We start from the raw sequence: 22,637 nt of genomic DNA on the forward strand, positions 1-22,637 counted from the left end.
GGGGCGGGAAAGAGCGTCTTTATGCGGCGTTCAAGTTCTTCCTTTATACCTTCCTCGGCTCGGTCCTGATGCTGATCGCGATGATCGCGATGTATTACGATGCAGGCACGACGGATATTGTGGCACTGCTGCAGCATGATTTCGCCTCCTCGCCGGTGACGGTGGCGTGCATAACCGTGGTGGGCGGGCTGCAAACGCTGCTGTTCCTTGGCTTTCTTGCCAGCTTTGCAGTGAAACTGCCGATGTGGCCGCTGCATACCTGGCAGCCCGACGCCTATGTGCAGGCACCGACTGCGGCGACGGTGGTGCTTTCTGCCATCCTCGTGAAAATGGGGGGCTATGGCTTCCTCCGCTTCTCGCTGGGGATGTTCCCCGTCGGATCCGACGTGATGCAGGACCTGATGCTTTGGCTGTCGGCCATCGCCATCGTCTACACCTCGCTGATCGCTTTCGTTCAGCATGACATGAAGCGGCTGATCGCCTATTCCTCGATCGCGCATATGGGCTTTGTCACGCTTGGCATCTTTTCGGCCAACCAGCAGGGGATAGACGGCGCCATCTTCCAGATGGTGTCGCACGGCTTCATCTCCGCCGCGATGTTCCTTTGCGCCGGAGTCGTGATCGACCGGCTTCGCACGCAGGACATCGACGCGTTCGGCGGGTTGCAGGCCCGGATGCCCGCCTATGCGCTGGTGTTCCTGTTCTTCACCATGGCCAATGTCGGCCTGCCCGGCACCTCTGGCTTCGTCGGGGAGTTCCTGACGCTGATGGGGGCGTTCCAGGTGAACACCTGGGTGGCGCTGGTTGCGACCTCGGGCGTGATCTTCGCGGGCGGCTATGGCCTGCGCCTTTACCGCCGCGTCATGCTGGGCGATCTGATCAAGGAAGCCCTGAAATCCGTCACGGACATGTCCGGGCGGGAAAAGGCGATCTTCGCGCCGCTGGTCGTGATGGTGCTGCTGCTGGGCCTTTACCCCGCGCTTGTGACTGACATGATCGGGGCGTCCACCGCCCACCTGACGCAGACCTATCAGGCCGCGCTGCCCGCCCCCGCGGGTCTGCAGGCCGCCTCGAACTAGGGGATGACGATGACCGAAGCCGATTTCTCCACCATCCTCCCAGAGTTCCTGCTGACAGTCTTCGCGCTGGGCTCGGTTCTGTTCGGGGTCTTTGCGGGCAAGGACCGGTCGGCACCGCTGTTGATCTGGGCCACGGCTGCCGTTTTCGTGCTGCTTGCGCTGCTGATCGGTTTTGCCGGTCCGGCGGATCGCTATGCCTTCTATGGCATGTTCGTCGAGGACGGGTTTGCGCGCTTCACCAAGGTTGCGATCCTTCTGTCCGCCGCCGTCGTTCTTGTGCTGAGCCAGGAGTATCTGGAACGCCGCGCGCTGCTGCGTTTCGAATACCCGATCCTGATCGCGCTGTCGGTTGTCGGCATGATGGTCACCGTTTCGGCCGGGGACCTGATCGCGCTTTACATGGGGATCGAACTTCAGTCGCTGGCCCTTTACGTTCTGGCAAGCCTGCGGCGTGACAGCGCCAAGTCATCCGAGGCAGGGATGAAGTATTTCGTTCTCGGCTCGCTTTCCTCGGGCATGCTGCTTTACGGCGCATCGCTGACCTATGGCTTCGCCGGAACCACGCAGTTCGCGGGGATCCTGTCGACGCTGGGGCAGGGGATGCCGGTGGGCCTGCTGTTCGGCCTGGTCTTCATGCTGGCCGGGATCGCGTTCAAGGTTTCCGCCGCGCCGTTCCACATGTGGACGCCGGACGTTTACGAAGGCGCGCCCACGCCCGTGACGGCGTTCCTGGCCACCGCCCCGAAGATCGCCGGCCTCGCCTTCCTTGCGCGCCTTGTTTATGATGCGTTCGGACTGGTTCCGGCCGATTGGGGGCAGGTTCTGGCCGTTATCTCGGTGCTGTCGATCCTGCTGGGATCGGTTGCCGCGATCGGGCAGAAGGACATCAAGCGCCTGATGGCCTATTCCTCCATCTCGCATATCGGTTTTGCGATGATGGGCCTTGCTGCGGGTACGGTCGAAGGTGTGCAGGCAATGCTCATCTATATCGTGATCTATGTCGCGATGAGCATCGGCACCTTCGCCTTCATCCTGTCCATGCGCAAGGATGGCGTTTCCACCACGCAGATCGACACGCTGAGCCTTTATGCACGACGAGAACCCCTGAAGGCGCTGGCCCTTCTGGCGCTGTTCTTCTCCATGGCTGGTGTGCCGCCGTTCATCGGTTTCTTTGCCAAGTTCTATGTGCTGAAGGCGGCGGTGGATGCAGGGCTGGTCTGGCTCGCCGTTCTGGGCGTACTGGGTTCGGTTGCCGCGGCCTACTACTATCTGCGGATCGTCTTCCTGATGTATTTCGGCAAGGAAGAGGGCGGTCTGGACGCCGGAATGAACCGTGTTCATGCGGTCGTTCTGCTGGCTTCGGCCGCGATCATGCTGCTGGGGGTGATCAACCTGTTCGGCGTGGACGCAGCTGCGGCGCTGGCCGCCCAAGCTCTTGTCCGCTGATTGGCCGCAGGGCGTCGGGCGCCACCTGCTTGCCAGCGTGGACAGCACCAACGCCCACGGCTTCGGCCTGCCGGACTTGCCGGCCTGGGTCGTGGCAGAGGAGCAGACCGCTGGCCGTGGAAGACGCGGGCGCGAATGGGCCAGCCCGCGCGGCAATTTCTATGGCAGCCTGATCCTTGCCCCTGAAGGTCCCGCCGAACAGCGCGGCTTGCTGTCTTTCGTGGCAGCCTTGGCCCTGCGCGATGCGCTGATCGCGGTGACCGGACTGCCGCGAAGGCTCTCGCTGAAATGGCCCAATGACGTGCTGCTGAATGGCGGCAAGCTTTCAGGTATCCTTTTGGAGGCGCGAGGCGACCGGCTGGCCATCGGGATCGGCGTCAACCTGATTGGCGCCCCTTCCGCATCCGAGGTGGAGCCGGGCGCTTTCCCCCCAGTCAGCCTTCTGGCCGAAACGGGCATGCGGATCACCCCTGACCAGCTTCTGGCGCATCTTGCACCGGCGATGGCCGCGCGGCAGGCGCAGTTGCAGCACGGTTTCGCGGGAACCCGCAGCGATTTTCTTGCCCATGCGGCACGACAGGGGCAGCGCATCGTCGCCCGTACCATGACTGCCACGTATGAAGGCGTGTTCCGGACCATCGACGAGACGGGCGCCCTTATCCTTGACACCGATGCCGGTCCCGTGCCCATACCCGCCGCCGACATCTTCTTTTCGGAGCGGCCCCATGCTTCTGGCCATTGATTGCGGCAACACGAACACCGTCTTCTCCATTCATGACGGGGAGCGGTTTCACGGAACCTGGCGCATCTCCACCGATCATACGCGAACGGCGGATGAATACTTCGTCTGGCTGACCAGCCTGCTGCAGCTTGGCGGGGAAAAGCTGAATATCACTGCGGCGATCATCTCCTCCACCGCGCCGCGGGTCGTGTTCAACCTGCGCGTGCTGTGCAACCGTTACTTCGATTGCCGCCCGCTGGTGGTGGGCAAGCCGGAATGTGCGCTGCCTGTCGCCTCACGGGTGGATCAGGGCACCACCGTCGGCCCTGACCGGCTTGTGAACACGGTTGCGGGCTTTCACCGTCATGGCGGCGATCTGGTGATCGTGGATTTCGGCACGGCCACGACCTTCGACGTGGTGGATACCGATGGCGCCTATATCGGCGGCGTCATCGCCCCCGGCGTCAACCTCAGCCTTGAGGCGCTGCACATGGCGGCTGCCGCCCTTCCACATGTGGATGTCAGCCGGCCAGCCAGTGCGATCGGCACAAATACGGTGGCCTGCATGCAGTCAGGCGTGTATTGGGGGTATATCGGCCTCGTGGAAGGCATCGTGCGGCAGATACGGCTGGAGCGCGACCGTCCGCTCAAGGTCATTGCGACCGGCGGACTTGCCCCTTTGTTCAATCAGGGGTTCGACCTATTTGACACTGTGGAAGACGATCTGACCATGCAGGGTCTGGTCCTCATACACCAATACAACATGGAACAGGACAAGGCATGACGAACGAGCGGCTGATCTACCTCCCTCTTGGCGGCGCAGGCGAGATCGGCATGAACTGCTATGTCTACGGCTATGGTGCGCCGGGGCGCGAACGGCTGATCGTGATCGATCTGGGCGTGACCTTCCCCGACATGGATACGACGCCCGGCGTGGACCTGATCCTGCCCGACATCTCGTGGCTGGAAGCGCGTGCGGACCGGATCGAGGCGATCTTCATCACGCACGCCCATGAAGATCACATCGGCGCGCTGGCGCATCTTTGGCCCAAGCTGAACGCGCCCGTTTATGCCCGCCGCTTCACAGCGGCCATCGGGATGCACAAGCTGCAGGATGTCGGCCTGCCGCGCGATACGATCACGGTGGTCGAACCGCGTCCTGCCGTGGTGGAGGCAGGGCCCTTCAGCGTGCAGTTCGTGCCGATCAGCCATTCGGTTCCCGAAAGCTCGGCCCTTGTGATTGACACGCCTGCGGGGCGGGTGGTCCATTCGGGCGATTTCAAGCTGGATCCGGCCCCCGTCGTGGGCGAGCCGTGGGATCCCGCCACGTTCGAGACCATCGCGACAGAGCGTCCGGTCAAGGCGCTGATGTGCGATTCCACCAACGTGTTCACGCTGCATCCGGGGCGTTCGGAAAGCACGCTGGCCGGCCCGCTGCGCGAGCTGATCCTGAACGCGCGCGGCATGGTTGTTGCCACGACTTTCGCGTCCAACGTGGCGCGGCTGAAAACGCTTGCCGACGCGGCCCATGCGTCTGGCCGGTCGATCTGCCTTCTGGGCCGCGCGATGCGCCGCATGGTGGCAACGGCGCAGGAAACCGGCATCCTGACGGACTTCCCGCCCACCATCAGCCCCGAGCAGGTGCTGGAAATGCCGCGCGACAACGTGCTGCTGATCGTCACCGGCAGCCAGGGCGAACGCCGTGCGGCCACCGCGCAGCTTGCCCGTGGCAAGTATCTGGGGATCGAACTGAAAGAGGGCGACATGTTCCTCTTCTCCTCCCGCACGATTCCGGGGAACGAACGTGCCGTGGGCGGCATCATGAACCAGCTTTCGGCCATGGGCGTGGTGCTGCAGGATGATGCGGGCGGGCTTTACCACGTGTCGGGTCACGCCAACCGGCCCGATCTGGTGGCCGTGCATTCGGTCGTGAAGCCGCAGATGATGATCCCGATGCATGGTGAACACCGCCACTTGCGCGAACATTCCCGGCTTGCGACGGAAGCGGGCATCCGCAGCGCTGTCGTGACCAACGGCATGGTCACCGACATCACTGGCAACACCCCCGTTCCGGTGGAGCGGGTGGAGCCGAAGCGCGTCTACCTTGACGGCTCCATGCTGATCGGTGCGTTCGACGGCGTGGTGCGCGACCGGATCCGGCTGGCGCTGAACGGGCATGTTCTTGTCACGCTGCTGCTGGATGAATCGGACGAGCTTCTGGGCGAAGTCTGGGTCGAGGTGATGGGCCTTGCAGCCAAGGGACGCAGCGGCGCGCCCTTCTCTGACACGCTGGAGCGGGAACTGACCGAGTATCTGGACGGTGCGGGTGCAAAGCTGCTGCGCGATGATGACCGTCTGGAAGAGGCGCTGCGCCGCATGGTCCGCCAGGTCGGGCAGGAAGAGATCGGCAAGAAGCCCGAGGTGACGGTCGTCATCTCGCGCCTTCAGGACGAGTGAATGAAAAGGCCGCCGGCTGATCGCCGGCGGCCTTGATCGCAAAAAGAAACGGCGGCATCTTCATGCCGCCGTTTTTCTTATTCTTCGTCGGTCGATTCTTCGACGCGCGGCGGCAGGGCGAAGCTGCGCAGCAGGAAGTCCGGCACGTGATCGCCCAGACCGACCACAGGGCCGTCCTTGGCGGGCGCTGCGGGGGCAGGGGCATCAACGGCGCGTTCTTCGCGGCGGCGGGACGACCGGTTACGGGGCGCACGGGGTGCAGGCTCGGCCACAGCTACAGGCTCCTCTGTCGGGGTGGGCTGCGCCGGCGTTTCCGCCTTGGGAATCGGCTGACCAACCAGCGATTCGATTGCCGCCACGTATTTTTCGTCGGACGGCGTGGCCAGGGTGAAGGCCTTGCCCTTGCGGCCCGCGCGACCGGTGCGGCCGATGCGGTGCACGTAATCTTCGGGATGGGTGGGCACGTCGAAGTTGAACACATGGCTGACGGAAGGCACATCAAGCCCGCGCGCTGCCACGTCCGAGGCGACAAGAAGCTGAAGCGAGCCTTCGCGGAATTCGTCAAGCGTGGCGGTCCGCTGCCGCTGGTCCAGATCGCCATGGATGGCGCCGGCGTTGAAACCATGCGACTTCAGCGACTTCGCCACCACGTCCACATCCATCTTGCGGTTGCAGAAGATGATGGCGTTGGTGCAGCTTTCGCCTTCCTTGCGGATCAGGTCACGCAGCACGTTGCGTTTTTCTGCAAAGCTGCGGTCCTTGCGCGACGGCGTGACCTGCACCAGTGCCTGTTCGATGTTGGTGGAGGTGGAGTTCTGGCGCGCCACTTCGATCTTCACCGCGTTCTGCAGGAAGGTGTTGGTGATCCGCTCGATCTCCGGTGCCATGGTGGCGGAATAGAAGAAGGTCTGGCGCGTAAAGGGCGTCAGGCTGAAGATCCGCTCGATATCCGGGATGAATCCCATGTCGAGCATGCGGTCAGCCTCGTCCACGACCATGATCTGAACGCCTTGCAGCAGCAGCTTGCCGCGTTCGAAATGGTCAAGCAGGCGGCCGGGCGTTGCGATCAGCACGTCCACGCCGCGGTCGATCAGCTTGTCCTGTTCGCCAAAAGATACGCCGCCGATCAGCAGCGCCTTCGTCAGCTTGGTATGCTTGGCATAGGTGTCGAAGTTTTCGGCCACCTGTGCGGCCAGTTCCCGCGTGGGGGCCAGAACCAGTGAACGGGGCATACGGGCGCGGGCGCGCCCCTTGCCCAGAAGCGTGATCATCGGCAGCGTGAAGCTGGCGGTCTTGCCGGTGCCTGTCTGCGCGATGCCCAGCACGTCTTTGCCTTCCAGCGCATGCGGAATGGCTTGCGCCTGGATCGGCGTCGGCGTTTCATATCCCGCTTCCTGAACGGCTTTCAGCACGCGAGGATCAAGCGCGAGGTCGGAGAATTTCGTCATCGGCGTCCTGTGAATGCGGTATCGGACCGCATGGGGGGAAGGGACGCATCTACTTCCGGGCGTCCCGGCGTCGGCGGACCATTGCCGGTCCTGCCGAAGGGGTTAGCGCAATATGCGCAAAACGTCAAGTTTGAGGCCGATAGCCCCGAAATCAGACCATCATTTCCTTGGTTGCCGTCAGCTTCACGTCCGGATGGTCGCGCTGGATGCGGTCTATATCCCATTGCAGGCGCGTCAGGAACACGGTGTCACCATCGCTGTCGGTGGCGATATGGCCCTTGTTCACCGCGATCAGCTTGTCCACCGCGGCCTTTGGCCCCTGCACCCAGCGGGCGGAGCTGAACTGCGACCCTTCGAAGCGGACGGGCAGCGAATATTCCTGTTCAATCCGGCTGGCGAGAACCTCGAACTGAAGCGCACCAACGACACCGACGATGAAGCCCGACCCGATCATGGGCTTGAACACCTTGGCGGCGCCTTCCTCGGCGAATTGCATCAGCGCCTTTTCAAGGTGCTTGGCCTTCATCGGATCGCCCGCCCGCACGCCTTGCAGCAGTTCCGGCGCAAAGGAAGGGATGCCGGTGAAATGCAGCGCCTCGCCTTCCGTCAGCGCGTCGCCGATGCGAAGCTGGCCGTGGTTGGGGATGCCGATGATGTCGCCGGCCCAGGCCTCCTCGGCCAGTTCGCGATCGGCGGCAAGGAACAGCACGGGGTTGGACACCGCCATCTGCTTCTTCGACCGGACGTGCAGCAGCTTCATGCCGCGTTCGAAATGCCCCGAGGCAAGGCGCACGAAGGCCACGCGGTCGCGGTGCTTGGGGTCCATGTTGGCCTGCACCTTGAACACGAAACCGGCGACCTTGTTTTCGTCCGACCCGATCTGGCGTTCCTTGGCAGTCTGGGGCTGCGGTTCGGGCCCGTATTCGCCCATGCCGTCCATCAACTCCTTCACACCGAAAGAGTTGATGGCGCTGCCGAACCAGATCGGCGTCATGTGGCCTTCAAGGAACGATTGGCGATCGAATTTCGGCAGCAGCTCGCGTGCCATCTCGATCTCTTCGCGGAACTTGGCAAGCAGGCCCTCGGGGATGTGGTCGGCCAGTTTCGGATCGTCCAGCCCGCTGATCTGCAGCGATTCCGCCACCTTGTTGCGGTCGGCGCGGTCCATGATCTCCAGCCGGTCGTGCAGCAGATCATAGGCTCCGATGAAATCGCGTCCGACGCCGATGGGCCAGGAGGCAGGCGCCACGTCGATGGCAAGGTTCTCCTGGATCTCGTCGATGATCTCGAACACGTCGCGGGATTCGCGATCCATCTTGTTGCAGAAGGTCAGGATCGGCAGGTCGCGCAGGCGGCACACTTCAAACAGCTTGCGCGTCTGGGATTCGACGCCCTTCGCGCCGTCGATCACCATGATCGCCGCGTCCACCGCCGTCAGCGTGCGATAGGTATCTTCGGAAAAGTCGCTGTGGCCGGGGGTGTCGACAAGGTTGAACCGGTAATTCCGGAACTCGAACGACATCGCCGAGGCGGAGACCGAGATCCCGCGATCCTGCTCCATCTTCATGAAGTCCGATCGGGTGCGCCGCGCTTCGCCCTTGGCACGGACCTGCCCGGCCATCTGGATCGCGCCACCGAACAGCAGGAACTTTTCGGTCAGCGTTGTTTTACCGGCGTCGGGATGCGAAATGATCGCAAAGGTCCGGCGTCGTGCGATTTCGGGCGGAAGGGTCGGGCGGTTGTCCAGCATGGGCGGCGGTTTACATCAGCGCGCGAGGCGCGTCCACTGGGGAGAAACGGAATGGATCTTGGTATTCGCGGAAAACGGGCGCTTGTTTGCGCCGGTTCCAAGGGTCTTGGCCTTGGCTGCGCCGAGGCGCTGGCCGAAGCGGGTGTGGACCTGATCCTGAACGCGCGCGGGCAGGACGCGCTGGACCGGGCGGCAGAAGCCCTGCGCAGCCGCTTCGGCGTGGATGTGCAGACCGTTTCCGCCGATATCGCCACCGTGGAAGGCCAGCGCAAAGTGCTGGACGTTGCGGGAGATGTGGACATCCTGGTGAACAATGCGGGCGGCCCGCCCCCCGGCATCTGGTCCGACTGGGCGCGCGAGGATTTCCAGAAGGCGCTGGATGCCAACATGCTGGCGCCCATCGCGATGATGACGGCCATCATGCCGAAGATGATCGAAAAGGGCTGGGGCAGGGTGGTCAACATCACCTCGCAATCGGTGCGGGCACCGATCGCGCAGCTTGGCCTGTCGAATTCCGCACGGGCGGGGCTGACGGGCTATGTCGCGGGCACGGCGCGGCAGGTCGCACCGCACGGGGTCATCGTGAACAACATCCTGCCGGGAACGCACGATACGGCGCGCGCCACATCGCTGGACAAGGGACGCGCCCAGCGTGAAGGTGTGGACGAGGCTGAGGCACGTCGCCGCAGCCAAGCCGAGATTCCCGCCCGCCGTTACGGCGATCCGCGCGATTTCGGCGCGGTCTGCGCCTTCCTGTGTTCGCAGCAGGCGCGGTTCATCGTGGGCCAGAACATCCTTGTGGACGGGGGCAACACCAACCTTACAATGTGATGATTGTGAACCCGACAGTTCGGAATCCCACTTTGAACCGGGCGAAAAAGATCATAGATAGGAAGAAACCTCCGCTTTCGCGGATGTAGGGAGTGGCAAGATGCTCAACAATATCGGCCTTCCGGGCCTTCTTCTTATCGCGGTGATCGTTCTGGTGCTGTTCGGTCGCGGCAAGGTATCCTCGCTGATGGGCGAAGTCGGCAAAGGGATCACGGCCTTCAAGAAGGGCGTGAACGATGGCGACAAGGAAGACGACCAGCAGCGTGTGGACAAGGCACGGGACGTGACGCCCGAAGAGGCCGAGCGCAAGAACGTCTGATCCATGTTCGACCTTGGATGGAGCGAGATTATCCTGATCGGGGCGATCGCGTTGATCGTGGTCGGCCCGAAGGATCTGCCTGAAATGTTCCGCCAGATCGGGCGGTTCACGTCCAAGGCCCGTTCCATGGCACGTGAATTTTCCAGTGCGATGGAAGATGCGGCCAAGGAAACCGGGGTGCACGATGTTGCCAGTGATCTGCGCAAGGCGGCGTCGCCCCGTGCGCTTGGTCTGGATGCGGTGAAATCCGCGGCCACCAAGTTCGAAAGCTGGGATCCGGTGAAGGGCGCGCGCAAGACGCCCCCGCCCTCGGTCGTGCATGACGAAGAGGTGAGCCATTCCGCCGCCGCCGTCACTGCGCCCCTGCCTGCTGCCGAGTCGCTGAAACCTCCGCGCGAGGCTGCGCCGCAGGTGCGCCCGCGTCCCGAACCGCCCCGCCGCCGCAAGATCGAAAGCGCTTCGCCCGTTCGCAAGCCCGTCCCGCGCAAGCCCCTGCCCAAGAAGCACGACAAATGACACGCGAGGACACGATCGAGGACAGCAGCGCCCCGCTGGTCGAGCATCTCAAGGAACTGCGCAGCCGCATCATCTGGTCGCTTGTCGCCTATGTGATCGCGGTTTGCGCGGTTTTCCCGTTCGCCCAGCAGGTGTTCAACTTCCTGTCCAATCCCGTTTGCAATGCGCTGGCGGATCGGGGGCAGGATTGCGACCTGATCATGATCAAGCTTCAGGAAGGCTTCTTCATCTCGGTCAACATCTCGTTCTTCGGGGGCCTGTTGCTGGCTTTCCCGATCATTGGGTATCAGCTGTGGCGGTTCGTGGCGCCCGGGCTCTACAAGTCCGAGAAGTCTGCGTTCCTGCCGTTCCTGGCCGCATCCCCCGCGATGTTCTTTCTGGGCGCGTCGTTTAGCTATTTCATCGTGCTGCCGATGGCGTTCGACTTCTTCCTCAGCTTCCAGCAGGCGCAGCAGGCCCCTGTCCCAAGCGAGGTGGCCGAACAGGCGCTGCATGCCGGAATTGTGTTCCAGGGTTCGGCGCAGGAATACCTTGGCCTGACGATGAAGTTCATCCTTGCCTTCGGTCTGTGCTTCCAGCTTCCCGTGCTGCTCACGCTGATGGGGAAAGCGGGGCTGATCTCGGCCGATGCGCTTGCCTCGGTGCGCAAATACGCGGTTGTGGCGATCCTGCTGCTGGCGGCCTTCGCCACCCCGCCCGACATGATGAGCCAGGTGATCCTGTTCTGCGCCATCTATCCGCTTTACGAGGTTTCGATCTTCCTGATCCGTCGCATTGAAAAGCGGCGCGAGGCCGAACTGCGGGCCGAGGGGCTTTGGTTCGAGGATGACGAGGTTGGGGACAGCGCGAAGAAATGACTGACACGATGATCCGCATCGCCGAGGCGCTGGAGCGTCTGGCACCCGTACCCGCTGCCGCCCCCGATCTGGATGCCGCCGATGCGTTCATCTGGCATACCGGCCCCGACAGGCTGGAACCTGTGGCGCGGGTTGCGCGGATCGACATCGGCCTTCTGGTGGGGGTGGACCGTGCGCGTGACACGCTGCTTGAAAACACCCGTCATTTCGCCAAGGGCCTTCCGGCCAACAATGCGCTGCTGTGGGGCGCGCGGGGGATGGGAAAATCCTCTCTCGTGAAATCTATCCACGGCCAGATCCGCGCCGAAGGGCTGCCGCTGAAACTGGTGGAGCTTGCGCGTGAGGATCTGCCCAGCGTTCAGCGTCTTTTGTCGCATCTGCGTGCGTCTTCGCACAGGTTCGTGCTGTTTCTGGACGATCTGTCCTTCAGCCATGATGACCAGCACTACAAGTCGCTGAAGGCGGTTCTGGATGGCGGGATCGAGGGGCGGCCCGACAATGTGGTGCTTTATGCCACATCGAACCGCCGCCACCTTATGCCCCGCGACATGATCGAGAACGAACGCTCCAGCGCGATCAGCCCGTCCGAGGCGGTGGAGGAGAAGGTTTCCCTGTCGGACCGCTTCGGGTTGTGGCTGGGCTTCCACCCTTGCTCGCAGGACGATTACCTTGCGATGATCCGCGGATACTGCGATCGCCACGGCATTTCCATTGACGACGCCACCCTTCGGGCCGAAGCGATCGAATGGCAGGCGACGCGCGGCTCCCGCTCGGGCCGCGTGGCGTGGCAGTTCTTCACTGACCTCGCCGCGCGGAAGGGCGTTGCGCTTTACTGAAGGTAAGGCATCGGGTCGACGCTTTCGAACCCCTTGCGCACTTCGAAATGCAGGAAGGCCGGGTTGCCGGCCCGAACAGCGGCGATCTGCTGGCCGCGCGTGACGCTTGCCCCTTTCTGCATCGACACATTGTCGATCCCGGCGTAAACGGTCAGCGTGTTGTCCGCGTGGCGCAGCACAAGGATCGGCACCTGGTCGGTATCCTTGGTGATGGCGGCGACGGTTCCGTCTGCGGCCGCCACAACCGCGCTGCCTGCGCTGGCACCGATGTCGATCCCCTCGTTCTTGCCCTTCTGATACGGGCGAATGACGCTGCCCGCAGCGGGCATCGCAAAACGCGCCGATGAAGTGGGGGCTTGCGGTGCGGGCGCCGCTTGTTCGGTTTGTGCGGCAGGGGCCTGCTGGGTGCTTGCCGGTTGCGCGGCCGGCGTTGCGGCGGGCGCGGGGTTGGCTGCCCCGACCGGGATCATCAGCACCTGGCCTTCGCGCAGCGACAGGTTCGCATCCAGCCCGTTCCATTCCGCCAGCGCCTTGGGCGAGACGTTGTAGGTTCTTGCGATGGAATACGCCGTCTCTCCCCGCTGGACGCGGTGGCGGGCGGGCTGTTCGGAACTGGTGGATTGCGATGCGGGCGTGGCCGCAGGCGCGCTTTCGATCGCGCTGGATGCCAGCGGCGTCACGTCGATCGTGCCGGTCTGGATGCCGGTGGAAACGGGCGCTGCCGGCTGCGGCGTATCCAGGCGCTGGGGCAGGGCGATCACTTCGCCGCCCCGCAGCACCGCATCGGGCGGGATGGCGTTGTACTGGGCGATCTGCCCTGCATCGGCGCCGATGCGGCTGGCCAGCGAAGCCACCGTGTCGCCCCGCTGCGCCACCGCCACCTGATAGGTGGGATAGGTGATGACGCCGCGCGCATCGGGCTGCGGCCGCGCATCCGTCACGTTCACCGCAGCAGATCCGGTGTTCAGCCCCGACCGCATGTCCCAGTCCATGGGACCGTTGCAAGCTGCCAGCAGAACTGTCCCAGACAGTACGAAAGCCCCGCGCATGTTCATCGCCAACCTCATCCCTTACCTATTCCGAAGCCATTCCCTCGACGAGGGGCACGAAACGCACCGAGCGGAGTTCTTCATATTCGAACCCGTCATCGGTCCGTACGACCTTGATCAGCGTTTGCACGGTATCCGTCTGCCCGACGGGCACCACCATGACCCCCCCCACCTTCAACTGCGCCATCAGCGGGCCCGGCGGATCTTCCGCCGCCGCCGTCACGAGGATGCGGTCGAAGGGGGCCTGATCGGGCAGGCCGTGGCTGCCATCGCCGGTAAAGGCGGTGATGTTGGAAAGGTCCAGCAGGCGGAAGATGTCCTCCGCCTCGCGGACAAGGCGGCGATGCCGGTCAATGGTGTAGACCCGCCGTGCAAGCTGCGCCAGAACCGCCGCCTGATACCCTGATCCGGTGCCCACCTCCAGCACGCGGTCGCGCGGCTGGATCGACAGCGCCTGCGTCATCAGCGCGACCACCGAAGGCTGGCTGATCGTCTGGCCGCAGGCGATGGGCAGCGGCGTATCCTCGTACGCGCGTTCGGCAAAAAGGCCTTTCACGAACGCACCCCGGTCCACCCGTTCCATCGCCGTCAGCACGCGGCCATCGGTGATCCCGCGCGACCGCAGGGCGTAAAGGAACCGCATCTTGCGTTCGGCAATGGTATCGCCGTCCTCTGTCATGCGAGGGCGGCCTCCAGCTCCTTCAGCCGGTCATGTGCGGTCAGGTCGCAGCGCAGCGGCGTGACGGTGACGTATCCCTCAAGGTTCAGCGTGGCATCGCTGCCCTCTTCGGCCGGACCTTGCGCGCTGCCCCGCGCCCACAGGAAGTATTTCCCCGAAGGCGAGACATGCGGTTCCACCGAAAAGGCGCTGCCGGGGCGGAAGCCTTGCGGGGCCACCCGCGTTCCCTTTACATCGGCCCCCGCGCAGGGCGGGAAGTTGATATTGTAGAACAGGCGATAGGCCGCATCATCCCAGATCCCGCGATCCAGCAGGCGGCGCACGACGGCGGCGCCGTGGGTGCGGGCCGCTTCATAGGGATCGGCCAGTTCCTGCGTTCTGGGGCCCATGTATTGCGACAGCGCGATCGAGGGGATGCCCTGCAGCGCCCCTTCCATCGCCCCGCCCACGGTTCCCGAATACAGAACGTTTTCGGCCGAATTGTTGCCGCGGTTTACCCCGGACAGGACAAGATCGGGCTTGTCGCCGCCGAACACCTCGTAGATGGCGGCCAGCACGCAATCGGCGGGGCTGCCTTCGGCGGCGAAGCGGCGTTCGTCCATCTTGGCGAACAGGGTGGGGTGGGTATAGCTGATGGCGTGGCCCACGCCCGATTGTTCGAATGCGGGGGCCACGGTCCAGACCTCTCCCTCCGGGCCGGCAACCTCATTGGCAATCTCGGTCAGGACGGCAAGTCCGGCTGCATTGATGCCGTCGTCGTTCGTGATGAGGATGCGCATGGAGTTCTCCTTTGGCCCCCATGCTTAGACGAGCGATCCCTTGGCGACAAGCCGCCGGTCAGACCAGATGCAGTTGTGCGGTGCCAAGGGCACGTTCCAAGTCGGCAAGATTGAACGGCTTGGGCAGCACGATCGCGTCGGGATAATGTTCCGCAGGGGTGTCGCGCATCCCGCCCGTGGCGAAGATGAAGGGAATGTTCCTGCTGCGCAGGATGTCGGCCACCGGGAAGGACAGCTTCTGGCCAAGGTTGATGTCCAGCACCGCGAAGTCCAGATCGGCCATTCCGGCCAGATCCATCGCGCGGTCCAGCTTCATCGCGGGGCCGATGACGTGATATCCCAGATCGCTCAGGTAATCCTCGATCAGCATGGCGACAAGCAGCTCGTCCTCAACCACGAGAACGCGCGAAGCTCCGGCTGAAGCCGCAGCATGAACCGTCATTTGCCTGATCCTTCCCACTTCACGCGGCGCATCTGCCTTGGGGCAGGGCCACTTTTTCTTCCCCCGAACGCCCCGCCTCGTTGCAATGATCGGGCAGGGTTCCTGATTGCGCCGTCAACGCCCCCCAACGGCTTGTTGTTCCGGTGCGGCAGATGAAATTTCGCGCTGTCACGCGGCCGCTGCGGCACTAGGTCACGCATAGTTTCGCAAGCCAATCCCGGCGGCACAGTCCGCCCGAACAGGAGGCCAGCCATGACTGCCGCTCCCCGACCCCATCCCGTGCCGACCGGCACCTCCGTCCGCCTGACCGTCAACGGGCAACCCGCCGACCTGGTGCTGGACCCGCGCGTGACGCTGCTTGACGCCCTGCGCGAGCATCTGCAGCTGACCGGATCGAAGAAGGGCTGCGATCACGGCCAGTGCGGGGCCTGCACTGTCATGGTGAACGGGCGACGCATCAACTCCTGCCTGTCGCTGGCCGTGATGCATGACGGGGACGAGGTGACGACGATCGAAGGCATCGGCACCCCCGACGCGCTGGACCCGATGCAGGAAGCGTTTGTCAGCCATGACGGGTTCCAGTGCGGGTATTGCACGCCCGGCCAGATCTGTTCGGCCAAGGCCGTGCTGGAGGAGATCCGTCAGGGCATCCCCAGCCATGTGACCCGCGATCTGGAGCATGTCTCATTCTCGGATGACGAACTGCGCGAAAGGATGAGCGGGAACAGCTGCCGCTGCGGCGCTTATGCCAACATCCTTGCCGCCATCCGCGAGGTGGAGGAACGCGCATGAAGCCCTTCACCTATGAACGCGTGTCCACCGCTGCCGCCGCTGCGGCCGCCGCTGCCGCCAATCCCGGTGCCAAGTTCATCGCCGGCGGGACCAACCTGCTGGACCTGATGAAGCTGGAGATCGAGGCCCCGACGCATCTGATCGACGTGAACGCCACCGGCCTTGACAAGATCGAGCCGACGGCAGAGGGCGGGCTGCGCATCGGTGCGATGGTCCGCAACACCGATCTGGCCGCCGATGTGCGGGTGCGGCGCGATTACCCGGTGCTGAGCCGCGCCTTGCTGGCCGGCGCCTCGGGGCAGCTGCGCAACAAGGCCACGACGTCGGGAAACCTTCTGCAGCGCACGCGCTGCCCGTATTTCTATGACACCAACATGCCGTGCAACAAGCGCGCCCCCGGATCGGGTTGCGGCGCGATGGACGGGATCAGCCGCCAGCTTGCCGTGATCGGCGGATCGGATGCCTGCATCGCCACGCACCCGGGCGATATGCCCGTTGCGATGCGCGTGCTGGATGCAGTGGTGGAAACCGTTGACGCGGCGGGCAAGACGCGCAGCATCCCGATGGCCGATTTCCACACCCTTCCGGGTGATACGCCCGAGGTGGAAACCGTGCTGAAACAGGGCGAGTTCATCACTGCCGTCACGCTGCCTGCGCCCGTGGGCGGGCGGCAGATCTATCACAAGGTGCGCGATCGCGCTTCATACGCCTTTGCGCTGGTGTCGGTGGCGGCCATCGTGCAGCCGGACGGCACCGGCCGCGTCGCCTTTGGCGGGCTGGCCCACAAGCCGTGGCGCGTGGAAGAGGCCGAGACCGAGATGCCGAACGGTGCCCGCGCCGTCACCGCCCGCGCGCTGGCGGATGCCGATCCGACGGGCGATAACGCCTATAAACTGTCGTTGGCCGAGCGGACGCTTGCGCTGGTTCTGGCCGAAGCGAAGGAGTAAGTCATGAAGTTCGACCGTCCCGCAACGACAAATCCTTCGGACCGCATGGCGGTTCTGGGCCAGCCCCATACCCGCATCGACGGCAAGCTGAAGACCACCGGCACCGCCGCCTACGCCTATGAACGCCATGACGCGGTGGAAGGGCAGCTTTATGGTTATCCCCTTGGCGCGGGCATCGCGCGGGGGCATGTTCTGGCGATGGACACCCGCGAGGCCGAGGCCGCGCCCGGTGTCGTGACCGTTGTCACCACGCTGCAGATGGAAAAGCTGCCGCAGGATGACCGGAACATCGTGCGCCTGTTCGGCGGGCCCGAGATTGTCCATTATCACCAGGCCATCGCCGTGGTCGTGGCCGAAACGTTCGAACAGGCCCGCGCCGCCGCCAACATGATCCGCGTGACCTATGACGAGGACACGAGCGAGATCTACAACCTCGCGGAAAAGCGCGAGATGGTGGAGGATCAGGACATCCAGACCCACACCAACGTCGGTGATTTCCACACCGCCTTCGGCCAGGCCGAGGTGAAGCTGGACGCCACCTATGTCACGCCGCCCCAGACCCACGTGATGATGGAGCCGCATGCCAGCATCGCACACTGGACGGATGGCAGGCTGCGGGTCTGGACCTCCAGCCAGATGATCGACTGGCACCGGCAGGCGCTGGCCACGACCTTCAGCCTCGATCCTGAGGCCGTGCATGTGGAAAGCCCGTTCATCGGCGGCGGTTTCGGCGGCAAGCTGTTCCTGCGCGCCGATGCTGTTCTGGCGGCGCTGGGCGCGAAGAAGGCGGGCCGTCCGGTGAAGGTTGCGCTGCCGCGCCCGATGGTGATCAACAACACCACCCACCGTGCCGAAACGATCCAGCATATCCGCATCGGCGCCACGAAAGAGGGGAAGATCACCGCGATCTTCCATGACTGCGTGTCCAACACCCCGCCGGGTGGCGCGGGCGAGGATGCGACCAACCAGACGCGCTATTTCTATGCTGGGGAACATCGCCTGATCGTCAATCGGCTGGCGCAGGTGCGGCTGCCCGAATCCAACTCCATGCGCGCCCCGGGCGAGGCTGCGGGCCTGATGGCGCTTGAGGTCGCCATGGACGAGATGGCCGAAAAGCTGGGCATGGACCCGGTGGAGTTCCGCATCGCGAACGACACGCAGGTGGTGCCGGAGAACCCTTCCCAGAAATTCTCGCAGCGCCGCTTCGTGGAATGCCTTCGCCACGGCGCCGAGACGTTCGGCTGGACCAACCCCAAGCCCATGTCACAGCGCGATGGCGACTGGCTGATCGGTCATGGCATGTCGGGGGCCTATCGCGGCGCGCCGGCGCAGCCATCGGGTGCGCGCGTTCGCCTGCAGCCCAATGGCCGGCTGATCGTTGAAACCGATATGACCGATATCGGCACCGGCAGCTATACCATCCTTGCCCAGACCGCAGCCGAGATGACGGGCCTGCCGATGGACCGGATCGAGATGCGGCTGGGCAATTCGTCCTTCCCCGTTTCTTCGGGTTCGGGCGGGCAGTTCGGGGCCGCAAGCTCCACCGCGGGTCTTTATGCGGCCTGCGTGGCGCTGCGTGCGATGATCGCCGAACGGATGCAGGCCGATCCCGACACGCTGGATTTCCGCGACGGGCAGGTGATCGACGGCGCGCGCAGCCTGCCGCTGTCGGGCTTTGCCTCGGAAGGGGAGATGGTGGCCGAGGACAAGATCGAGTTCGGCGATTTCCGCAGCAAGGAATACAAGCTGGCCACCTTCGCCGCCCATTTCGTGGAAACAAGGGTCAACGCCTATACCGGGGAAATCCGGCTGCAGCGCATGCTTTCGGTCTGCGACGCGGGGCGGATCCTGAACCCCGTTACCGCACGCAGCCAGGTAATCGGCGGGATGACGATGGGCGTCGGTTCGGCCCTGATGGAAAAGCTGGACGTGGACGACAAGCGCGGCTTCTTCGTGAACCACGATCTGGCAGGATACGAGGTGCCCGTGCATCTGGACATCCCGCAGCAGGAGGTGATCTTCCTGACGGGCGACGATCCTGTCTCCACCCCGCTGAAGGCCAAGGGCGTGGGGGAGTTGGGGATCAGCGGCGTCGCGGCGGCGGTGGCCAATGCCATCCACAACGCCACCGGCGTGCGCGTCCGCGATTTTCCCATCACGCTGGACAAGTTCATTGACCGACTGCCCCCTGTCTGAGGCGACGGTGCCCGAGGGGGATGTTCCCCTTCGGGCGCTTCTTCGGCCCGGTACCGCGCTGGCTGTCATCACGGGGGTGGAGGGGACGTCCTATCGCCCAGTGGGGGCTGTCATGGCGATCGGGCCAAAGGGGCGGCGGGCTGGCAACCTTTCATCTGGCTGCATCGACGAGGATGTGGCCCTTCATGCCCTTCGCGCGATGCAGGACGGGCAGGAACGGCGGCTGCGATACGGCGCGGGTTCCCCTTTCGTTGATCTGGCGCTGCCTTGTGGCGGCGGGCTGGACATCCTGATCCTGCCGCATCCGGACCGCGACGCACTGGCCGCCGCACAAGACAGGCTGGAAGCGCGGGACACGGCCGTTCTGTCCCTGCCGGGCCTGACGCTGCACATCCTGCCCGAGTTGCGGTTCCTGATCTTCGGCAAGGGGCCTGAGGCGGCCACTTTCGCCGATCTGGTGAACCTTGCCGGGTTCCGCGCCGAGCTGTTTACGCCCGAAGCAATGGATGTCCCTTCCGGCGTGCCCGCCGTGCCGCTGCTGTCGCCGCGCTGGCCCGAAAAGGTGGCGATCGATGCGCGCACTGCGGTGACCCTGTTCTTTCACGATCATGAGTGGGAGCCGCCCTTGCTGGCACATGCCCTTGCCTCGCCCGCGCTGTATGTCGGGGCGCAGGGCAGCTTCCGCGCCCGCATGGCCCGCCGCGCCGCGCTGGAGGGGGCCGGGGTGTCGGCGGAACGCATCGATCGGCTGGCCGATCCCTTCGGGCTGATCCCCTCGGCCCGTGATCCGCGCACGCTGGCGGTGGCGGTGCTGGCCGATGTTCTGGCAAAGGCCCGGTTATGAGGGTGGCGGGCGTTCTGCTGGCCGCCGGCGCCTCGCGGCGTTTCGGGGCGGCGGACAAGCTGCTGGCCCCCCTGAAGGGCAGCCCCCTTGTTGCCCATGCCGCACGGGCGATGGCAGGGCTGCCTTTGCGCATTGCCGTGACATCATCCGATCCCGTTGCTCAGGTTCTGGCCGCGGAAGGCGTGGGCATCCTGTGCATTCTGCCGGGGCAGGGGCAGTCGGCCAGCCTTCGGGCTGCGGTGCTGTCGGTGCCTGCGGAAGCGACGCATCTTCTGGTAATGCTGGGCGATATGCCCTTCGTGACGGCGGATGATCTAGCCGTTCTTCTGGCCGCCGATCCGGCCATTCCGCATTGTGCCGTGCAGGGGGGCGTTCCGCAGCCGCCCGCGCTTTTCCCCAAGGCGTGGTGGCCGCAGCTTCTGGCGCTGGGCGGGGATCAGGGGGCGGGGCGGATATTGCGGGGGCTGGGGCCTGCCTCGTGCCACCGGCTGCCTGCGGCTTCGCTTCGGGACATCGACCTGCCTGCCGATCTGCCCTAGGCGCGGCGCAGGTCGGGCAGGATGCGATCTTCCATCAGGCGCATCAGGTCGCCGAAATAGCCCTCGCTTCGTGCGGGGCGCGTGGGATCGGAGGTGATGATCACGCTCGCCTCGTCTTCGGGGAAGACTGCGATGATCTGCCCGCCATACCCGCGTGCCATGGCCATCGGCGTGCCCGCCAGCCGCCCCAGAAACCACCCATAGCCGTAATCCAGCCCCGAGAACGGAGATCGGGTGCGCGGGGTGAACGATTGCCGCATCCACCCGGCCGACAGAACGCGCGTGCCCTTCAGCATGCCATCCTGCCGCGCCATCTCTGCCACGCGCAGCATGGCGCGGGGTGACAGCGCCATTTCGTTCCCGCCAAGGTACAGCCCCTGCGGATCGCGCGTCCATGCAGGGACCTGCACATCCAAAGGCGCCCCGATCCAGTCCCGCATCACCGCCAGAAGGCTGGCATCCGCCCGTGCCGCAATCACGGCACCAAGGATGTGGAACGAGCCGGTGGAATAAAGCATCCTTCTGCCCGGTTCCGCCACGAACGGACGGGAAAGGGCATAGGCGATCCAGTCGCGGCTGGACACCCATGCGCCGTAATTCGCCCCCGAGGTTCGGGCAAGCCCCGCCCGCATCGTCACAAGGTTTTCCACCGTCAGGCGGGCGGCGCGGGGATCGGCATCGCGTGGAATCAGGTTCGGGATCGCCTCCTCCAGCGTGGTGTCCAGCGTCATCAGGTTCCGGTCGATCGCAGCGCCCGCTGCCAGCGCGACCATCGTCTTCGAAACGGATTTCACGTTCACCGGCACGTCGGTGGCGGGGCCGCGAAATGTCTCCTCCAGCAGAACCTGCCCGCGGCGGGCAACGATCAGGCTGTGCAGCTGGTCCAGCGATCCTGCGGCAGCGCGCGTGGCGGCGTGCGCGTCCTGCGCGCCGCCGGCTGCGGGAATGGCGCAAAAGCCGGCCAGTGCGGCAAGGGCGATGCGGCGGTGCATCGGCAACTCCTTCATGTCCCCGGGGTATACAGGCGGCGGCCGGACCGCTATGCCGGATGCGATACCCGATCAGGAGCGGATATGGCCTTTCTACAGCGGTTCGGCATCGACACCTACATGCTGCTTCTTGTCGCAACCGTCGTGCTGGGCGCGATCCTGCCGGTTTCCGGGGGTGCTGCGGATATCATGGGCGGCGTCACCTTTGCGGCAGTCGCGCTTTTGTTCTTCCTTTACGGGGTCCGGATGAACGCGGCAGAGGTTTGGGCCGGTCTGACCAACTGGCGCCTTCAGGGCACGAGCTTTGCGACAACCTTCATGCTGTTTCCGGTTCTGGGCCTGATCCTTGCCTTCGTGCTGCGCCCCGTTCTGGGCAATGAGCTGGTGACGGGGCTGCTGTTTCTTTCAGTGCTGCCATCCACCATCAACTCCTCCATCGCCTTTACGGGGATGGCGGGGGGCAACGTGTCGGGGGCAATCTGCTCGGCCTCTCTTTCCAACCTGATCGGGGTGGTGCTGACGCCACTGCTGGCGGCGCTGGTGCTGCATCAGGGGGCCGGCGTGGTGACAGGCGGGGCCGTGCTGAAGATCGCGATGCAGATCCTGCTGCCCTTCGTGATCGGGCAGCTGCTGCGCCCCTGGCTGGGCAATTTCGTGCGCGCGCGCAAACGGATGACGACCATGGTCGATCGCGGGGCGATCCTGCTGATCGTTTATTCCGCCTTCAGCGCAGGCACCGTTGCCGGCATCTGGACGCTGATCCCGCCGGTGACGCTGGTTCTCCTGTTCGGCGTGATCTCTGTTTTTCTGGCCATGGGGATGGGCATGACGGTGCTGATCGGCCGCGCCGCACGGCTTGCGCCTGCTGACCGTTCCGCCCTGTTCTTTTGCGGATCAACCAAAAGCTTGGCCAGCGGCCTGCCCATCGCGGCAGCCCTGTTCCCGGCCGACATCATCGGCGTGACGATCCTGCCGGTGATGATGTTCCACCTGACACAGCTTTTCGTTTGTGCATTGATCGCCCAACGGGCGTCATCGCGATGAGCCTTGTTTCTTTTGCTCTGCCGGTAGACTTTCACGTGAACAGGTAAATACTAATATATCAGCATGGCGCGATTCGG

22 protein-coding genes and 1 pseudogene are annotated in these 22,637 nt (G+C 64.4%); 16 read left to right on the forward strand and 7 right to left on the reverse strand.

Features of this window, described 5'->3' with window-relative positions; translation table 11 throughout:
• Nucleotides 1-2: 2 nt before the first annotated feature.
• The 5 genes and pseudogenes from JX25_RS03290 to JX25_RS03310 form a co-directional block, all read left to right on the forward strand.
• Nucleotides 3-1,079 (forward strand): annotated as a pseudogene (locus JX25_RS03290) (NADH-quinone oxidoreductase subunit M); the annotation flags it as partial.
• Between the two features lie 9 nt (nt 1,080-1,088).
• Nucleotides 1,089-2,525, forward strand: a complete 1,437-nt coding sequence (nuoN, locus tag JX25_RS03295; protein ID WP_128253670.1) for an NADH-quinone oxidoreductase subunit NuoN — start codon at nt 1,089-1,091, stop codon at nt 2,523-2,525.
• Entirely contained in the window at nt 2,515-3,267 is a 753-nt protein-coding gene (locus JX25_RS03300) for a biotin--[acetyl-CoA-carboxylase] ligase (protein ID WP_128253671.1), read from the forward strand. Before nuoN ends, JX25_RS03300 begins: the two co-directional genes overlap by 11 nt.
• On the forward strand, nt 3,251-4,030 hold the full coding sequence (locus JX25_RS03305) for a type III pantothenate kinase (RefSeq protein WP_128253672.1): 780 nt from the start codon (nt 3,251-3,253) through the stop codon (nt 4,028-4,030). The genes JX25_RS03300 and JX25_RS03305 overlap by 17 nt, the downstream gene beginning before the upstream one ends.
• A complete protein-coding gene (locus JX25_RS03310; RefSeq protein ID WP_128253673.1) occupies nt 4,027-5,703 on the forward strand; it encodes a ribonuclease J in 1,677 nt (558 codons plus the stop codon). The genes JX25_RS03305 and JX25_RS03310 overlap by 4 nt, the downstream gene beginning before the upstream one ends.
• A 77-nt stretch (nt 5,704-5,780) precedes the next feature.
• Here JX25_RS03310 and JX25_RS03315 read toward each other — a convergent pair whose 3' ends face one another.
• Both JX25_RS03315 and JX25_RS03320 read right to left on the reverse strand, forming a co-directional pair.
• Nucleotides 5,781-7,151, reverse strand: a complete 1,371-nt coding sequence (locus JX25_RS03315; protein WP_128253674.1) for a DEAD/DEAH box helicase — start codon at nt 7,149-7,151, stop codon at nt 5,781-5,783.
• A gap of 151 nt (nt 7,152-7,302) precedes the next feature.
• Nucleotides 7,303-8,901 carry a peptide chain release factor 3 gene (locus JX25_RS03320; RefSeq protein ID WP_128253675.1) on the reverse strand — a complete coding sequence of 533 codons (1,599 nt, stop codon included), beginning with the start codon at nt 8,899-8,901 and terminating at the stop codon, nt 7,303-7,305.
• Between the two features lie 51 nt (nt 8,902-8,952).
• Here JX25_RS03320 and JX25_RS03325 point away from each other — a divergent pair, with 51 nt between their 5' ends.
• The 5 genes from JX25_RS03325 to JX25_RS03345 all read left to right on the forward strand — a co-directional run bounded on the left by JX25_RS03325 (nt 8,953) and on the right by JX25_RS03345 (nt 12,260).
• A complete protein-coding gene (locus tag JX25_RS03325) occupies nt 8,953-9,732 on the forward strand; it encodes an SDR family oxidoreductase (protein ID WP_128253676.1) in 780 nt (259 codons plus the stop codon).
• A gap of 100 nt (nt 9,733-9,832) precedes the next feature.
• Complete coding sequence (locus JX25_RS03330; protein WP_128253677.1) at nt 9,833-10,051, forward strand: twin-arginine translocase TatA/TatE family subunit; 219 nt, start codon at nt 9,833-9,835, stop codon at nt 10,049-10,051.
• Nucleotides 10,052-10,054: 3 nt separating this feature from the next.
• Nucleotides 10,055-10,567, forward strand: coding sequence for a Sec-independent protein translocase protein TatB (tatB, locus tag JX25_RS03335; protein ID WP_128253678.1), 513 nt, complete (start codon nt 10,055-10,057; stop codon nt 10,565-10,567).
• A complete protein-coding gene (gene tatC, locus JX25_RS03340) occupies nt 10,564-11,424 on the forward strand; it encodes a twin-arginine translocase subunit TatC (protein WP_128253679.1) in 861 nt (286 codons plus the stop codon). The genes tatB and tatC overlap by 4 nt, the downstream gene beginning before the upstream one ends.
• On the forward strand, nt 11,421-12,260 hold the full coding sequence (locus JX25_RS03345) for an ATP-binding protein (RefSeq protein WP_128253680.1): 840 nt from the start codon (nt 11,421-11,423) through the stop codon (nt 12,258-12,260). The genes tatC and JX25_RS03345 overlap by 4 nt, the downstream gene beginning before the upstream one ends.
• Here JX25_RS03345 and JX25_RS03350 read toward each other — a convergent pair.
• The 4 genes from JX25_RS03350 to JX25_RS03365 form a co-directional block, all read right to left on the reverse strand.
• Nucleotides 12,254-13,252: a M23 family metallopeptidase gene (locus JX25_RS03350; protein ID WP_241557839.1), complete on the reverse strand. Its 999-nt coding sequence runs from the start codon at nt 13,250-13,252 to the stop codon at nt 12,254-12,256. The genes JX25_RS03345 and JX25_RS03350 overlap by 7 nt on opposite strands.
• A gap of 82 nt (nt 13,253-13,334) precedes the next feature.
• Entirely contained in the window at nt 13,335-13,988 is a 654-nt protein-coding gene (locus JX25_RS03355) for a protein-L-isoaspartate(D-aspartate) O-methyltransferase (RefSeq protein WP_128253682.1), read from the reverse strand.
• A complete protein-coding gene (gene surE / locus JX25_RS03360; protein WP_128253683.1) occupies nt 13,985-14,767 on the reverse strand; it encodes a 5'/3'-nucleotidase SurE in 783 nt (260 codons plus the stop codon). Before surE ends, JX25_RS03355 begins: the two co-directional genes overlap by 4 nt.
• A 58-nt stretch (nt 14,768-14,825) precedes the next feature.
• Nucleotides 14,826-15,209 (reverse strand): response regulator, encoded by a 384-nt coding sequence (locus JX25_RS03365; protein WP_128253684.1) that lies wholly within the window; start codon nt 15,207-15,209, stop codon nt 14,826-14,828.
• A gap of 252 nt (nt 15,210-15,461) precedes the next feature.
• Between JX25_RS03365 and JX25_RS03370 the strand changes: the two genes are divergently transcribed.
• The 5 genes from JX25_RS03370 to JX25_RS03390 are packed head-to-tail and all read left to right on the forward strand — an operon-like array spanning nt 15,462 to nt 20,527.
• Entirely contained in the window at nt 15,462-16,001 is a 540-nt protein-coding gene (locus JX25_RS03370; RefSeq protein ID WP_128253685.1) for a 2Fe-2S iron-sulfur cluster-binding protein, read from the forward strand.
• The gene (locus JX25_RS03375; RefSeq protein WP_128253686.1) at nt 15,998-16,948 is read left to right on the forward strand and encodes an FAD binding domain-containing protein; all 951 of its coding nucleotides are present in this window, start codon (nt 15,998-16,000) and stop codon (nt 16,946-16,948) included. The genes JX25_RS03370 and JX25_RS03375 overlap by 4 nt, the downstream gene beginning before the upstream one ends.
• Nucleotides 16,949-16,951: 3 nt before the next feature.
• Entirely contained in the window at nt 16,952-19,144 is a 2,193-nt protein-coding gene (paoC, locus tag JX25_RS03380) for an aldehyde oxidoreductase molybdenum-binding subunit PaoC (protein ID WP_128253687.1), read from the forward strand.
• The gene (locus JX25_RS03385; RefSeq protein WP_164876039.1) at nt 19,122-19,988 is read left to right on the forward strand and encodes an XdhC family protein; all 867 of its coding nucleotides are present in this window, start codon (nt 19,122-19,124) and stop codon (nt 19,986-19,988) included. The genes paoC and JX25_RS03385 overlap by 23 nt, the downstream gene beginning before the upstream one ends.
• Nucleotides 19,985-20,527, forward strand: a complete 543-nt coding sequence (locus tag JX25_RS03390) for a nucleotidyltransferase family protein (protein WP_128253689.1) — start codon at nt 19,985-19,987, stop codon at nt 20,525-20,527. The genes JX25_RS03385 and JX25_RS03390 overlap by 4 nt, the downstream gene beginning before the upstream one ends.
• On the opposite strand, the gene JX25_RS03395 is transcribed toward JX25_RS03390, so the two are convergent.
• The gene (locus JX25_RS03395) at nt 20,524-21,525 is read right to left on the reverse strand and encodes a serine hydrolase domain-containing protein (protein WP_128255161.1); all 1,002 of its coding nucleotides are present in this window, start codon (nt 21,523-21,525) and stop codon (nt 20,524-20,526) included. The genes JX25_RS03390 and JX25_RS03395 overlap by 4 nt on opposite strands.
• A gap of 75 nt (nt 21,526-21,600) precedes the next feature.
• Here JX25_RS03395 and JX25_RS03400 point away from each other — a divergent pair, with 75 nt between their 5' ends.
• Nucleotides 21,601-22,560, forward strand: a complete 960-nt coding sequence (locus JX25_RS03400) for a bile acid:sodium symporter family protein (protein ID WP_128253690.1) — start codon at nt 21,601-21,603, stop codon at nt 22,558-22,560.
• The last annotated feature ends 77 nt before the right edge of the window (nt 22,561-22,637 follow it).

The sequence above is a fragment of the Falsirhodobacter deserti genome (assembly GCF_004015795.1).
GTDB lineage: Bacteria > Pseudomonadota > Alphaproteobacteria > Rhodobacterales > Rhodobacteraceae > Falsirhodobacter > Falsirhodobacter deserti.

Excerpts from the sequence above, each read along its gene's own strand:
- tatC (WP_128253679.1), top strand. The coding sequence starts at position 10,564 with ATGACACGCGAGGACACGATCGAGGACAGCAGCGCCCCGCTGGTCGAG.
- JX25_RS03320 (WP_128253675.1), bottom strand. The coding sequence starts at position 8,901 with ATGCTGGACAACCGCCCGACCCTTCCGCCCGAAATCGCACGACGCCGG.
- JX25_RS03310 (WP_128253673.1), top strand. The coding sequence starts at position 4,027 with ATGACGAACGAGCGGCTGATCTACCTCCCTCTTGGCGGCGCAGGCGAG.
- JX25_RS03315 (WP_128253674.1), bottom strand. The coding sequence starts at position 7,151 with ATGACGAAATTCTCCGACCTCGCGCTTGATCCTCGCGTGCTGAAAGCC.
- tatB (WP_128253678.1), top strand. The coding sequence starts at position 10,055 with ATGTTCGACCTTGGATGGAGCGAGATTATCCTGATCGGGGCGATCGCG.
- JX25_RS03370 (WP_128253685.1), top strand. The coding sequence starts at position 15,462 with ATGACTGCCGCTCCCCGACCCCATCCCGTGCCGACCGGCACCTCCGTC.
- JX25_RS03330 (WP_128253677.1), top strand. The coding sequence starts at position 9,833 with ATGCTCAACAATATCGGCCTTCCGGGCCTTCTTCTTATCGCGGTGATC.
- JX25_RS03350 (WP_241557839.1), bottom strand. The coding sequence starts at position 13,252 with ATGGACTGGGACATGCGGTCGGGGCTGAACACCGGATCTGCTGCGGTG.
- JX25_RS03400 (WP_128253690.1), top strand. The coding sequence starts at position 21,601 with ATGGCCTTTCTACAGCGGTTCGGCATCGACACCTACATGCTGCTTCTT.
- JX25_RS03355 (WP_128253682.1), bottom strand. The coding sequence starts at position 13,988 with ATGACAGAGGACGGCGATACCATTGCCGAACGCAAGATGCGGTTCCTT.
- paoC (WP_128253687.1), top strand. The coding sequence starts at position 16,952 with ATGAAGTTCGACCGTCCCGCAACGACAAATCCTTCGGACCGCATGGCG.
- JX25_RS03345 (WP_128253680.1), top strand. The coding sequence starts at position 11,421 with ATGACTGACACGATGATCCGCATCGCCGAGGCGCTGGAGCGTCTGGCA.
- JX25_RS03325 (WP_128253676.1), top strand. The coding sequence starts at position 8,953 with ATGGATCTTGGTATTCGCGGAAAACGGGCGCTTGTTTGCGCCGGTTCC.
- JX25_RS03375 (WP_128253686.1), top strand. The coding sequence starts at position 15,998 with ATGAAGCCCTTCACCTATGAACGCGTGTCCACCGCTGCCGCCGCTGCG.
- JX25_RS03390 (WP_128253689.1), top strand. The coding sequence starts at position 19,985 with ATGAGGGTGGCGGGCGTTCTGCTGGCCGCCGGCGCCTCGCGGCGTTTC.
- JX25_RS03305 (WP_128253672.1), top strand. The coding sequence starts at position 3,251 with ATGCTTCTGGCCATTGATTGCGGCAACACGAACACCGTCTTCTCCATT.
- surE (WP_128253683.1), bottom strand. The coding sequence starts at position 14,767 with ATGCGCATCCTCATCACGAACGACGACGGCATCAATGCAGCCGGACTT.
- JX25_RS03365 (WP_128253684.1), bottom strand. The coding sequence starts at position 15,209 with ATGACGGTTCATGCTGCGGCTTCAGCCGGAGCTTCGCGCGTTCTCGTG.
- nuoN (WP_128253670.1), top strand. The coding sequence starts at position 1,089 with ATGACCGAAGCCGATTTCTCCACCATCCTCCCAGAGTTCCTGCTGACA.